The organism is Coprococcus sp. AM97-35, assembly GCF_027697525.1.
GTDB classification, from domain to species: Bacteria; Bacillota; Clostridia; order Lachnospirales; family Lachnospiraceae; genus Allocoprococcus; species Allocoprococcus comes.
The window spans coordinates 90085-104129 of record NZ_JAQESL010000001.1; the positions used below are offsets into that span (position 1 = coordinate 90085).

Below are 14045 nucleotides of genomic sequence, written 5' to 3' on the forward strand. Positions count from 1 at the left end.
CTACATAAAATCTTGTGCCGACACGAATTTTTACCTGCTGACCGGATATAAAAATGAGACAGACGGTCAATATTGAGTCCGTCTGTCTCTGTAAGAACTGTATTCTCTTTTTTAAAAATCTACTTCTGTTCCATAATATGTACAGTTGAAAAGTTTTTCCATAGCTGCCGGATCGATCGGACGTGGGTTGGATCCTGTACATGCATCACCAACTGCAAGTTCTGAAATCTTTGCAATTTTTTCTTTGAATTCTGCTTCGTCAATACCGAAATCTTTCAGTGTCTTCGGAATATTCAGTTCTACATTAAATGCATCGATCTTTGCACACAGGCTGTTGATCAGCGCTTTCTCAGATGTACCCGGAAGTCCCATTCTGCGTGCGATTTCTGCATAACGTTTTGCAGCGACCGGATCTTTTGCATTATACTTAATTACATATGGAAGATAAATTGCATTTGCGCATCCGTGCGGAATGTGTCCGGTTGAAAATGCCGCACCTGTCTTATGTGCCATAGAATGTACGATTCCAAGAAGTGCATTGGAGAATGCCATTCCTGCAAGACACTGTGCATAATGCATCTGCTCTCTTGCTATCACATCACATTTGTAAGATGCCGGAAGGTAATCCAGAACCATCTCGATTGCCTGCAGTGCAAGCGGATCTGTAAATGGACAGTTCAAGGTAGATACATAAGCTTCGATCGCATGTGTCAGTGCATCCATACCTGTGTAAGCAACCTGCTTTACCGGGAGACCCATGACAAGATCCGGATCTACAATTGCAACGTCCGGTGTAATATTAAAATCGGCAAGTGGGTATTTTACTCCGGTCTGATAGTTGGTAATAACGGAGAATGCTGTTACTTCTGTTGCTGTTCCTGATGTTGACGGAATTGCAGCAAATTTTGCTTTTGTTCTTAATTCCGGGAAGTTGAACGGAATACAGAGATCTTCAAATGTAACATCCGGATATTCATAGAATGCCCACATTGCTTTTGCAGCATCAATCGGTGATCCGCCACCCATAGCTACGATCCAGTCCGGCTGGAACTCCTGCATAACTGCTGCACCTTTCATAACGGTCTCAACAGATGGATCTGGCTCAACACCTTCAAAAAGCTTTACTTCCATTCCTGCTTCTTTCAGATAGTTCTCAGCTCTGTCGAGGAATCCCTGACGCTTCATGGAACCTCCTCCGACAACCAGGATTGCTTTTTTTCCTTTCAGGTTCTTCAGTTCTTCAAGACATCCTTTTCCATGGTAGATATCTCTTGGTAATGTAAATCTGCTCATTTCAAACACTCCTTCGCCCTTAAAGTATGTTATCTTTTTGACAATCACATTGTATCTCAATTCTATCCTTTTTGCAATATTTTATCACAAATAAATTGTATTTGTTTCCATACAATTATACATTTTTAATAAGCCATATTACCCCCACTCTATTCATAAAATATTTGATTTGTGATATATTTCACATATTTACGCAAGTTATCCACAAATGAAAGTAATCGAAAAAGAGTACGCTTTACCAGTCTGCTCTGACAAGCAGACGACTCGGCATACTCTCTTCTTAAAATCGGGTTTTACTCTATATTCAGTTCATAATTTCTTCTTGTGACATCACTTAATCTGCCTTTTTGATCCTGCAGAACAAAGCTGAAAATCGTACTTCCCGCCGGCATTACGATCGGCCCGGTATACTCCTGCGTCGCAGAATTATTCTCCGGATCCGGATCTGATCCATCCGTCGTGTAATATGCCGTATACTTATCCGGTACAACTACACTGATTGATTGGACATGGTTATACTGCCCGGTCGATGGAGTCACCGCCGGCGCATCTGCAATCGGGAACTCAACTTTATAAGTTTTACTTTCTGTCAGGCTTGGAATTCCTTTCTTATTAACAGAAATTGCTTTCACCGTTGTCTCACCTTCACCGATCTTGATCGGTTCCGTATATTTCGTACTTGAAGTTGTCGGCTCTGAACCGTCTGTCGTATAGTAGATCGCTTTTCCTTTTCCGGTCAGTTCCAGTGCCTGCACTTCATCATATGTCTCTGTCTCATCCAGACTAAACTCCGGTTCACCTGACACATAATCCTTCAGTGCTTCAAGAACCGTATCACTGGTACATGCATTCAGAAGCGGTGATACCTTTTCTTCCTGTTTGGTATCAATATAAAATTCTACCGCTGCACGATAAATTTCTGCATTTCCGGACTGCTTTGCAATCTCGTCTGTAAAAACTTCTTCTGCCTGATCCAGATCATCCTTGGCAATATAAACCTTTGAAATCCCTGTATAAGCTTCTGCTTTCTTCGGACTTCCAGAAGCTGCTTTTTCAAATACAGTGAGTGCGTTCTCATATTCGGAAGCTGCCAGAAGCCGGTATCCTTTCTTTACTTTTCCGGTATATGAATTTTGATAAAACAAGAAAATGAGTCCTGCCAGAACAATACACCCCGCCAATAGCATAAGCAGCATTTTCCGGCGTTTTTTTCTGGCGCGCTCTTTTCTCTTTTCTGCCCGCATACGCCGCAATCTGCGTTCTTCTTCATACGCTCTTCTCGTCTGTTCCCGCGCATCTTCTCTTTGACCCACACGTCCGGTAGCCGGTCTGACATCACTGCGTCTGACCACCGCATCTCTTCCACGCCTGGTCACAGTTTCCTGCTGGCGACGACCAACACTTCCCGAATTTCCCACACACCTGGTCTCTCCTCCAACACTTTCCCGTCTTTCATATACCGGATTTGCCGCACCAGAATAGCTGACATCTTGCTTTTCCTGCTCACCCAGATGAAGCGACATTGTCTGTGTAATGCCTCCTTTTAACTGAGCAGTCAGCATATCATCAAGTGGGTTATAATCAGGCACGATCTGTATTTCCCTGCCGCAGCTAGGACAGATCAACTGATCTTCAGGCAAATCTGCTCCACAGTGCATACATTTCATTGTCTTTCGTCTCCTTCTGGTATCATACTTCTTTTAGAACAATCCGGTAATTTTACCGTCTTCTACATCAATTCCATTTGCTGCAGGTACTTTTGGAAGACCCGGCATGGTCATGATTGCTCCGGTAAGGGCAACAACAAATCCTGCTCCTGCATTTACATAGACTTCACGGATATGGATATCAAAGTTCTCCGGACGTCCAAGAAGCTTCGCATCATCGGACAAAGAATACTGGTTCTTTGCCATACATACCGGGAACTTGCCAAAGCCCATTGATTCAATTCGTGCAAGCTGTTTCTTTGCAGCAGGTTCATATACAACACTCTTTGCTCCGTAAATCTCTTTGCAGATTGTCTCGATCTTCTCTGCAATTGATAACTCATCACTGTAAATCGGATGATAATGGCTTTCTTTTGTCTCCAGAGTCTGTAATACTTTCTCTGCCAGCTCTTTTCCGCCGTCTCCGCCTTTGCCCCATACTTCTGCAAGGGCAAATTCGCAGCCTCTGTCTTCGCAGAACTTACGGATAAATTCGTATTCTGCTTCAGTATCACTGACAAATGAATTCAAGGTAACCACAACCGGAACGCTGAATTTCTGCAGGTTCTCAATATGCTTTTCAAGATTTACAATTCCTTTTGCAAGAGCATCCAGATTTTCTTCGTTCAGTTCGTCTTTTGGCACGCCACCATTGTATTTTAATGCACGTACCGTTGCAACCAGAACTACAGCGTCCGGTCTCAGTCCCGCCATACGGCACTTGATATCCATAAACTTCTCTGCACCCAGATCCGCACCGAATCCCGCTTCTGTGATCGTGATATCACTCAGCTTAAGTGCCATCTTGGTTGCACGTACACTGTTGCAGCCATGTGCAATATTTGCGAACGGACCACCGTGTACCAGTGCCGGTGTATGTTCCAGAGTCTGGATAATATTCGGCTTGATCGCATCCTTTAACAGTGCTGTCATTGCACCGGTTGCATGAAGCTGGTCAGCTGTAACCGGTTCTCCGGAAAATGTATAGGCAACAATGATTCTGCCAAGACGTTTTTTCAGATCTTCCAGATCGTCTGCCAGACATAAAATTGCCATAATTTCGGACGCAACCGTAATCACAAAATGATCCTCTCTTACCATTCCGTCCATTTTATTTCCAAGCCCAACTACTACATTACGCAGTACACGGTCATTCATATCTACACACCGTTTCCACACAACCTGTCTCGGATCGATTCCAAGAGCATTTCCCTGCTGGATATGGTTGTCAAGAAGAGCTGCAAGCAGGTTATTTGCCGATGTGATCGCATGAAAATCTCCGGTAAAATGAAGATTCAGATCTTCCATCGGTACAACCTGTGCATAACCGCCACCGGCAGCACCGCCTTTAATTCCAAAGCAAGGTCCGAGCGATGGCTCGCGCAGAGCGATCAGAGCTTTTTTGCCGAGTTTTGCCATTGCCTCTCCAAGTCCAACGGTAATCGTCGTCTTCCCCTCTCCCGCCGGAGTCGGATTGATTGCAGTAACAAGTACCAGCTTTCCATCTGGTCTGTCTTTTACTCTTTCCATCAGTTCATCCGATAATTTTGCCTTATACTTGCCGTAAAACTCAAGGTCTTCCTCTTCAATTCCAACCTTTGCTGCAACCTCGCGAATATGGAGCATCTCTGCCTCCTGTGCGATCTGAATGTCTGTTTTCATAATTATATCCTCCCTTTTTTCTTCTGCGTTTCTTAAACTGATTCTTCTATGTATTGCTCAAACTGTTCCATAGACATCAGTACTTTTCTTGGTTTGGTACCTTCTTCTTCTCCTACGACTCCCGCCTCGGCAAGCTGATCCATAATCCGCGCCGCACGGTTAAACCCGATCTTAAACACCCGTTGGAGCATTCCGATCGATGCTTTGTCTTTTTCAATAATAAACTTTCCTGCATCTACAAAGTAGACATCTTTGTCGTCCTCGGAAGATGCTCCTCCCGCAGATACATTCTGATTACTATTCACCTGCTTCTGGATTTCTTCACTGTAGGCTGCGCCTCCGCTGTTCTCTTTCAGGAAATCAACCACTGCCTGGACTTCTTTATCAGAAACAAAAGCCCCCTGAACACGTACCGGCTTCTGATAGCCAGCCGGATAGAACAACATATCGCCTTTTCCCAGCAGCTTCTCCGCGCCATTCATATCAATGATGGTACGGGAATCCACACCGGATGATACAGAAAATGCTATTCTTGATGGCATATTCGCCTTAATCAGACCGGTAATGACATTAACCGATGGTCTCTGCGTTGCAAGAACCAGATGAAGTCCTGCCGCACGCGCAAGCTGTGCCAGACGGCAGATCGCCTCTTCCACTTCTCCAGGTGCAACCATCATCAGGTCTGCAAGTTCGTCTACGATGATTACAATCTGTGGAAGTTTCTGTGCTTTATTCGGATCATCAATATCTTTAATGTTCTCGACTTTATCATTGTAACCTTTCAGATCACGGACATTATACTCGGCAAAAAGCTGATAACGTCTGTTCATTTCTGCAACCGCCCAGTTCAAAGCTCCTGCTGCCTTCTTCGGATCCGTTACAACCGGGATCATCAGATGTGGAATTCCATTATATACACTTAATTCCACCACCTTTGGATCTACCATGATCAGCTTCACATCCTCCGGTTTTGCTTTGTAGATAATACTCATAATGATTGTATTGATACAGACAGATTTACCGGATCCGGTAGCTCCTGCGACAAGCAGATGCGGCATCTTTGCGATATCTGATACCACCACTTTACCTGAAATGTCACGACCTGTCGCAAATGCGATCCGTGATCTACTTTTCTTAAATTCATCTGATTCCAGAAGATCACGCAGCATAACTGCAGTATTTTCCTTATTCGGAACTTCAATACCGACCGCTGCTTTTCCCGGGATCGGTGCCTCAATACGGATATCAGCCGCCGCCAGGTTCAGCTTGATGTCATCCGCAAGTCCTACGATCTTGCTGACTTTCACCCCCATCTCAGGCTGTAACTCATAGCGTGTAACAGAAGGTCCGCAGCTGATATTAGTGATTGTAACATTCACACCGAAGGTTTGAAGTGTCTTCTGGAGCTTTGCTGCTGTCTCCCGCAGATGCGCATCCGAATCTCCGGAGGTTTTACTTCCATGCTTCAACAGACTAAGAGGTGGAAAGCGGTATTCCCTGACCGGTTTCTCACTTTTTGCAATCGTATCTGCAACAGCAGCCACCTCTTTTGGGATATCTGCCTTAACTTTTGAATTTCCGGAGACCTGTCTTTTTATTCCGTCTTCTGTCTGCACCGCTGATAAATTTTCTTCAGCCACATCTGTCTGTATATCTTTACCGGATTCCGTCTTTTTTTCTGCTTCCTGCATCGCTCCTTTTAAGAACTTCGGGAGTTTTTCTTTCACCGGCTCAAGGGGAACCGGTTCCGGATCCGGGATCAGCTCTGTAGCGGAAAGGGGCATCGCACGATTGATCACTACATCATCCAGTGCAATTTTCCCAGTCTGTTCCATAATGTGCTTTGCAGCCGCTTCTTCTGCACCGGCAAGCACGCTGCTCATATCCTTCCGGCTGCGTCTGGTAGCTTTCTTTTCTGTGCTTTCCTTTGCTTCTTTTCCGGCTTTTTCTTCTGCTTTTTCTGCCTCGTTCTCTTTTCCTCCAACTGTCGAATTAAAGGAAACGCCGCTTACCTGATAATCAACACGCATAGCTTCCCGTCTTGCCCTGCGTTCCTCAGCCTCTTCTTTACGCTTCTGCATGTCCTCTCTGGCACGGTCATACGCTTTTTCCCCGCCGATCTTCATTCCTTTTAGAATAGACTTTTCTGTGATAAGGACTACACAGATCACCATTAAAATGATCACGACAACATATGTACCAACTTTACCGATTGCCGGCACCAGTCTGACCGCAATTGCCTTTCCGACAGATCCGCCTTTTTCATCGATCAGTTCAAAGAGCACACAGCACTGAACCAGTAATACAACGCCTGCAACAGTCTTAATATATGCGATCCTGTTTCCTTTATTGGAAACCACAAACGCGACTCCACAAAATAAAAGCAGTGGAAATACATACGCCATCCAACCCATCATTCCCTGCTGCAGTGCTGCAATCTTTCTTCCAAATGCACCTGCAAGTCCGAAATTGCTGATTGTGAGCAGAATCCCTACCGCAAGTGTCACCCAGATCAGAATCTCCGTTGCAAGAAATGATTCTTCCTGCGGCACAGCTTTTGATGTGGTATTCTTTCTGGTTGTCTTCGCAGATTTTGCAGACTTTGCACTTGTCTTCTTCGTAGGCTGCCGCTTTTTCGCCGTGCTCTGCTTTGCATTTTTCTTTGTTCCGGTTGTCTTTGAAGCCATCAAACTTCCCCCTTGTATTTATACTCTTTATCTTGTAATCAAATGACCGATTCCTTCTCCTCTCTCCCCAGATATAGTATCCGGAATCAGTCATCAAAAGTGTATACTTGTACATACTATTTTATTATAGCATCCTCTTCGCCTTATGTCATCTCATAATTTTTATCAGTATTTTCCATTTTTTCATCAATCATTTCATGCAATTTATTTAATGCATCTCTTATTCCGCCAACTTCGTCAATGAGTCCTTCCTCCACTGCACGTTTTCCTTCCAGCATTGTCCCCACATCTTTGACAAGCTGTGTGGAATCCAGCATCAGTTCTTCAATCCGCTCCTGTGACATTCCGGAATGCTCTGCAAGGAATCCGGTGATCCGGTCCTGCGTCTTTTCAATATTCCGCAGGCTTTGTGCCACACCGATGAACATTCCGCTTGTCCGCACCGGGTGAATGATCATCGTCCCACTTGGAACAATAAAAGAATAATCTGCCGACACGGCAAGAGGGCCACCGATAGAATGACACCCTCCAAGTACCAGAGATACTGTCGGTTTACTTAAAGACGCGATCATTTCCGCAATCGCAAGTCCCGCCTCCACATCTCCGCCCAGTGTATTTAAGAGAATCAGCACACCATCAGTCTGAACACTGTTCTCAATCTGTGCCAGCTTTGGAAGCAGGTGCTCATACTTGGTTGCCTTTGTACTGCCGGAAACCGTCTCATGCCCTTCTACTTCGCCGATGATCGTGAGTAGCTCGATCTGATGATTCCGACGTCGGTCAAGCGAAAGCATTCCCATTTCTTTAACATGTTCATCTTCTTCCTTTGTGGTTTCCGGCTCCGTCTCTCTGACTGCCTTTTCTTTATTTTTCATATTTTCTACAGTCTGTTCCCTGCTCTTTTTCTTGCGTATCTGGTATTCTTTTACATCCGTTTCTTCCTGTATTTTCATTGCCGCATTCCTCCGTTCTTTTTAGCTTAGTATGGACAATGCTTATGAAAATATGCAGGATTTTCGCCACAGAAATGAATCGCAGATTCTTGTACTGACACAAATCTGTACCTGATTCACTGTATATGCAAAAGAGAATGCGACTCGGCACATTCTCTTTGATTTAAACATTATGAAAATAAATATTTCCTGCGCAGGCTATATACCATATCCGTATAAATCTTGCGGCATGCCTCCAGATTATCGGATTCGATCATGGAAACACATGGGTGAAGATAACGGCTCCAGATATCTGCATATACATCTTCTGAATTTTCCATCCGGTTGATCCGGTTTACGATTGTTGGAGCAATATCGTAATACTCGGCAACAATTTCTTCGCCGCCTTTCTGATTCACCAGATATTCATCTCTGTATCTTCTCATCAGATTCAGTTCGTAACAGTCATCCGGTTTGCCAAGACTTGCACATACGGCTGTAGTAATATAGCAGAGACGTGATTTGAAGCCTCCCTGGATCTGCTCGAATTCCGATTTACTGATCTTTAGTTCCAGATCATGATCATTCCAGCGTTCAATCATGCAGTCTACAATCTCTTCACAAGCATCCATTCTGCCATAACGGAACATCGGGATCACATATGTAACCATGCCCAGATTATATTTCATAAGTACATTTTCTTTTTTTCTTTTTGAACTTTCCTGATCCAGTACTTCCCGCATTCTATCCGGCAGAACAGCAGCAATCTCTTCAATCTCTTCCTGTCTGTCTTCCGAATTCTCGCATTCCTGTGCAATCTCAGCAAAAAGCGGCTTATACTTCTCGTATGCATTTTTAAACGAATCCGCATAAGTCTTTTTATTGAAATCTCTGGAAATCGGAATAATCTGGTCAAACAGGTCATTCAGTCCATTCTGTATACTCTGATTCATTCAGGTTCCTCCCGGAATCGATCCTATGCTTCTTCCCAGTTATGATATACTTCCTGTACATCATCATCATCTTCAAGAAGATCAAGCGTCTTCTGAATGTTCTTGATATCTTCTTCGTTGTCCAAAGTTACCCATGTCTGTGGAATCATTGTAACTTCTGCGCTTGCCATCGGAATACCCGCTTCTTCCAGAGCAAGACGAACCTCACTGAAATCATTCGGATCTGTAAGAATTTCAAAGCTGTCCTCTTCTTCCGAAAAATCTTCTGCTCCTGCATCCAGTGCCTGCATCATCAGATCATCTGCATCCAGTTCACATTCTTCTTTATCGACAATGATCTGTCCTTTCTGATCAAACATGAAAGAAACACATCCACTGGTTCCGATATTTCCTTTTCCCTTTGTGAAAGCGCTTCTTACATTAGAAGCAGTACGGTTACGGTTATCAGTAAGTGCATCAACGATGATTGCAGTTCCGTTCGGTCCGTATCCTTCGTATACGATGTGTTCGTAGTTGTTAGCATCTCCGTCTCCGGCTGCTTTTTTGATACTTCTGTCAATATTGTCATTTGGCATATTATTTGCTTTTGCCTTTGCAATCGCATCACGGAGTCTGCTGTTGTTAGCCGGATCAGCTCCGCCTCCTTCTTTGACTGCTACAGCGATTTCACGACCGATCTTCGTGAATACTTTTCCTTTTGCTGCGTCGTTTTTTTCTTTTTTATGCTTGATATTCGCAAATTTTGAATGTCCTGACATTACTTTTTACCTCTCTTCAGTATTTTTACTATTCTCAATTGTACTATTTTATCACTTTTTTGTCCTACTGACAAGGACTTTGCGTATTGTATTATTATCAACTGACAATACATGGAACAGATAGCCTCCGAATTCCACCTGACATTCTTCATCTTCCGAAGGAATTCTGTCCAGGCAGTCGATCAGATAACCATTGATCGTATCGTAATCTTCTTCGTTGAAACTGATTCCCAGAAGCTCTTCCAGATCCTCCAGCTGTGTCATACCATCCACGATATATGTACCATCTGCCTGTTTGATGATCAGCTCTTCTTCCTCATCATACTCATCCTGGATATTTCCAACGATTTCTTCTACAATATCTTCCATCGTAACGATCCCTGATGTCTGTCCATACTCATCCAGCACGATCACCATATGGCTCTTGTCCTGCTGCATCTGTTGAAACAGTTTGTCAATCGCCTTTGTTTCCGGGATAAATCCTGCCGGACGGATGGCATCCTTCAGATCATGCACCGGTTTTTTCCTTGCCGGACCGTCCAGGTAGCTCTGCATCGCATCCCGGATATGAAGAATCCCCACAATGTTGTCAATATCTTCTTCATAAACCGGGAATCTGGATTTGTTCTCCTCCAGCATAAAGGTAAGTGCTTTTTCCAGAGATTCCTCTCCATCCAGTGCTACGATATTTTTCCGGTGCGTCATGATATCTTTTGCATCCGAATCCATATATTCAAAAATGTTGGTGATCATCTTCATCTCACGTCTTGTCAGAACACCTTTTTCATAGCCTTCCAGTACTTTTTCAATGATTTCTTCTGCAATTTTCTCTTTATCTTCATTGTCAGAAAATACATTTTTCATTTTCTGAAGTAAATTACCTTCCGTTTCCATTGCTTTCCATACTTCTCCTCTTTTATGTATGAAGCATCAGGCTGACGCACAGCGCTTCATCGACTTTTCTCATAAGCTCTTTGTCTACCCGGCACACGTAATCCTTCAGTCTCTGTTTATCGATAGTCCGAATCTGCTCCAGAAGGACAACAGAATCCTTGACGATTCTGTACCTTTTTGCATCGATTTCCACATGTGTCGGCAGCTTCGCTTTATTCATCCTTGAAGTGATCGCGGCACAGATAACGGTCGGACTGTGCCGGTTCCCGACATCATTCTGGATGACAAGAACCGGACGCACACCGCCCTGCTCCGAACCGACTACCGGACTTAAATCCGCATAATAAATATCTCCACGCCTGATCTGCACTTCTTTCACACTCCGCTTATCAAGATACTTTCATTATTGCCAGCTTTCTCCTGCTGTATTCATATCTCTTTCGAAGTGCATTCCCGCATTTTAGAAATAATCGACCTGCTCTACAACTTTTCCGTCACGCAGATATTCCCTCGGAACACGTTTATTGATATCACAGATAAATTCATAGTTAAATCTGCCGCTCAGACCGGCAAGCTCATCTATTGAAAGATAAGCATCCCCATCGTGGCCGACCAGTGTTGCCCTGTCACCAAATTTCACATCCGGAATTCCGGTCACATCTACCATAAACTGATCCATACAGACTCTGCCAAGGATCGGTGCCTTCTGACCATGGATCAGAACATATCCTTTGTTGGAAAGACTTCGTGGGTATCCGTCTCCATATCCCGTCGGGATTGTGGCGATCTGCATCCTTTTCGGGGCAACAAAGGTGCCTCCGTAGCTGACTTCCGTACCCTTTTCAATCCATTTCACATAAGTCACGTGCGCGATCAGCTCCATTGCCGGCCGGAGCGGAACTGCCTCCTTATTGACTTCATCTGACGGATACAGTCCATAGGTAGAAATCCCGGCTCTCTCCAGATTCATTCCAAGCTTTGGCATATCAATGATACTTGCACTGTTTGCACAATGATAATAAGTAAATTCCATACCTTCTGCTGCAAGATGTTCTTTCATCCACAGAAAAGCACGGATCTGTTCCAGTGTCGTGGTCTTATCCGCCTCATCTGCCTTTGAAAAATGGGTAAACATTCCTTCGCAATCCGTATAAACAAGCCTGCCGATCTTAAGGATCTCCTCTACACTTTCTTTCGCTACCGGAAAACCAAGTCTTGACATTCCAGTATCGATCTTAATGTGCAGATATGCCTTCTTCCCCATACGATATGCGGTCTCATCCGCAAGCTTCGCAAGCTCATAGCTGTAAGTTGTCATGCGGATCTCATGACGGATCATCTCTTCCAGCTGGTCCGGGAAAATACATCCCAGGCAAAGAATCGGCTTCTGAATGCCGGCTTTTCTGAGTACAACACCTTCATCCAGAGTTGCGACCGCATAGCCCCAGACATAGTCCACATCTTCCAGCATTCTTGAAATCGGCACCGCTCCATGACCATAACCATCTGTCTTGATGACCACGACCATCTTGGTTCCTTTTTCTATATTTGCATGCATCATTTCCATGTTATACATCACCGCATCCAGATCGATCACCGCACGCAGCCTGCTGTATTTCTTCATTCTGTCATATCCTCCAATTCCTTAAGTGTTCTGCCGAGCATTTTCAAGAGATCACCCGCAAGCACACTGTAAGAGCCAAGTTCTTTTCTGGCATGATCTCCGCACAGACCATGCAGATAAACGCCAAGCACAGCGGCATCATCCGGTCTCATATGCTGTGCCATAAGTCCGGTGATCATTCCTGCAAGCACATCTCCCGATCCGGCCTTTGCCATTGCCGCATTACCGGTGGTATTGATCATAAGCCTTCCCTCTGGCGCTTTCACAAGTGTCCTGCTGTCTTTCAGTACACAGACAGCATGGACTTTTTCTGTATATTTCCTTAATAGCTCTCTTCTGTTGTCTTTTAATTCCTGTACGCTGTATCCGGTCAATCTGGACATTTCTTTCATATGTGGAGTAAGTACATATCCGGAAGGATTCATCCGAATCTGTTCGATCCCCCACTCACCGGTCTTTGCCAGAAGGTTCAGTCCGTCCGCATCAATAACAGCCGGGGTTTTATTATTCTCAAGCACCTTTTTCAGTAATTCCTCCGAATGCGGTCCCATACCGAGTCCGCATCCAATACAGAGCACATCCGCCCATTCCAGCAAATCCGGAAGTTCTTCAAATGATTCTGTCTCATCCAGAGAATAGGTCGTCATTACCGCCTCCGGTAAAAGTTCCTGTAAGATTGCCCGGTTACTTTCCTCCGTATAAATCCGGACAAGACCTGCTCCCAAAAGATATGCTGCCCTGGCACTTAAATATGCTGCACCGGACATTCCTTTGCTTCCGGTAATCATCAGAACCTTTCCATAAGTCCCTTTATTAGAATCCGGTTTCCTTTGCGGCAGCATTGCCGGCACATCGGATTTTTCAAGTGCCATGCAGATTTCTTCTTCCGCAAAAAACTCCGGTCTGGTAATTCCGATCGGTGCTGTAACAAGCTTTCCTGTATACTCACATCCCGGATATAGGATCTGTCCCATCTTCTGAAACGCAAAGGTCACTGTAAGATCTGCTTTAAATGCCGTTCCAAGCACTTTTCCATCATCCGAACGGATCCCTGAAGGAGTGTCGACTGCCACCTTACAGGCAGTCATCCGATTCATCTGATCAATCACCTCTGCGTATCTGCCTTTTATTTCACGGGATAGGCCAATACCGAATACGGCATCTATAATAACACTATATTCTTTCTGTGGCAAACTGTTTCCTACAGATATTCCCAGATTTTCCAGAATTTTCATCTGTATTTTTGTTTCTTCACTACGATGGTCATAATTTCCGACCAATACTACATCTGGATGATTTCCTTCTTCTACGAGCATCCTTGCAATTGCGAATCCGTCACCACCGTTATTGCCACTTCCACACACGACCAATGCTTTCGACAAATCTATGTCTTCTGCTTTCATCGCAGCCACACACTGAAGTGCCGCCCGTTCCATCAGGACAAGGGACGGGACTTGCATCTTCTGTATCATTCTCTGATCCGATCTTCTCATCTGATCTGCTGTCAGTATTTCTTTCATATCCGGTCTCCCATAC

At 44.5% G+C, this 14045-nt stretch carries 11 protein-coding genes; all 11 read right to left on the reverse strand.

The genetic code is table 11. The features are described 5' to 3' along the window. Positions 1-111 precede the first annotated feature (111 nt). On the reverse strand, positions 112-1293 hold the full coding sequence (locus PG840_RS00490; RefSeq protein ID WP_195250003.1) for an iron-containing alcohol dehydrogenase: 1182 nt from the start codon (positions 1291-1293) through the stop codon (positions 112-114). 293 nt (positions 1294-1586) lie between these two features. Continuing rightward, on the reverse strand, positions 1587-2960 hold the full coding sequence (locus PG840_RS00495) for a chitobiase/beta-hexosaminidase C-terminal domain-containing protein (RefSeq protein WP_270205069.1): 1374 nt from the start codon (positions 2958-2960) through the stop codon (positions 1587-1589). 33 nt (positions 2961-2993) lie between these two features. After that, the gene (locus PG840_RS00500; RefSeq protein ID WP_270205070.1) at positions 2994-4661 is read right to left on the reverse strand and encodes a formate--tetrahydrofolate ligase; all 1668 of its coding nucleotides are present in this window, start codon (positions 4659-4661) and stop codon (positions 2994-2996) included. A gap of 32 nt (positions 4662-4693) precedes the next feature. Continuing rightward, the gene (locus tag PG840_RS00505; protein ID WP_055260518.1) at positions 4694-7348 is read right to left on the reverse strand and encodes an FtsK/SpoIIIE family DNA translocase; all 2655 of its coding nucleotides are present in this window, start codon (positions 7346-7348) and stop codon (positions 4694-4696) included. A 143-nt stretch (positions 7349-7491) separates the two neighbouring features. After that, positions 7492-8223: a ClpP family protease gene (locus tag PG840_RS00510; RefSeq protein WP_118217821.1), complete on the reverse strand. Its 732-nt coding sequence runs from the start codon at positions 8221-8223 to the stop codon at positions 7492-7494. Between the two features lie 248 nt (positions 8224-8471). Continuing rightward, positions 8472-9233 (reverse strand): CFI-box-CTERM domain-containing protein, encoded by a 762-nt coding sequence (locus tag PG840_RS00515; RefSeq protein ID WP_117556718.1) that lies wholly within the window; start codon positions 9231-9233, stop codon positions 8472-8474. A gap of 23 nt (positions 9234-9256) precedes the next feature. Next, on the reverse strand, positions 9257-9991 hold the full coding sequence (locus PG840_RS00520) for a YebC/PmpR family DNA-binding transcriptional regulator (RefSeq protein WP_022219892.1): 735 nt from the start codon (positions 9989-9991) through the stop codon (positions 9257-9259). A 51-nt stretch (positions 9992-10042) separates the two neighbouring features. Next, a complete protein-coding gene (locus PG840_RS00525) occupies positions 10043-10885 on the reverse strand; it encodes a hemolysin family protein (RefSeq protein ID WP_022219891.1) in 843 nt (280 codons plus the stop codon). Between the two features lie 22 nt (positions 10886-10907). Further along, positions 10908-11255, reverse strand: coding sequence for a type II toxin-antitoxin system PemK/MazF family toxin (locus PG840_RS00530; RefSeq protein WP_022219890.1), 348 nt, complete (start codon positions 11253-11255; stop codon positions 10908-10910). 90 nt (positions 11256-11345) lie between these two features. Further along, positions 11346-12509, reverse strand: a complete 1164-nt coding sequence (alr, locus tag PG840_RS00535; protein ID WP_195250006.1) for an alanine racemase — start codon at positions 12507-12509, stop codon at positions 11346-11348. Then, entirely contained in the window at positions 12506-14029 is a 1524-nt protein-coding gene (locus tag PG840_RS00540) for an NAD(P)H-hydrate dehydratase (RefSeq protein ID WP_270205071.1), read from the reverse strand. Before PG840_RS00540 ends, alr begins: the two co-directional genes overlap by 4 nt. Between the last annotated feature and the right edge of the window lie 16 nt (positions 14030-14045).

Coding starts and splice junctions, on each gene's coding strand:
- PG840_RS00490 (WP_195250003.1), bottom strand. CDS start 1,293: ATGAGCAGATTTACATTACCAAGAGATATCTACCATGGAAAAGGATGT.
- PG840_RS00525 (WP_022219891.1), bottom strand. CDS start 10,885: ATGGAAACGGAAGGTAATTTACTTCAGAAAATGAAAAATGTATTTTCT.
- PG840_RS00520 (WP_022219892.1), bottom strand. CDS start 9,991: ATGTCAGGACATTCAAAATTTGCGAATATCAAGCATAAAAAAGAAAAA.
- PG840_RS00515 (WP_117556718.1), bottom strand. CDS start 9,233: ATGAATCAGAGTATACAGAATGGACTGAATGACCTGTTTGACCAGATT.
- PG840_RS00510 (WP_118217821.1), bottom strand. CDS start 8,223: ATGAAAAATAAAGAAAAGGCAGTCAGAGAGACGGAGCCGGAAACCACA.
- PG840_RS00495 (WP_270205069.1), bottom strand. CDS start 2,960: ATGAAATGTATGCACTGTGGAGCAGATTTGCCTGAAGATCAGTTGATC.
- PG840_RS00505 (WP_055260518.1), bottom strand. CDS start 7,348: ATGGCTTCAAAGACAACCGGAACAAAGAAAAATGCAAAGCAGAGCACG.
- PG840_RS00540 (WP_270205071.1), bottom strand. CDS start 14,029: ATGAAAGAAATACTGACAGCAGATCAGATGAGAAGATCGGATCAGAGA.
- PG840_RS00500 (WP_270205070.1), bottom strand. CDS start 4,661: ATGAAAACAGACATTCAGATCGCACAGGAGGCAGAGATGCTCCATATT.
- alr (WP_195250006.1), bottom strand. CDS start 12,509: ATGAAGAAATACAGCAGGCTGCGTGCGGTGATCGATCTGGATGCGGTG.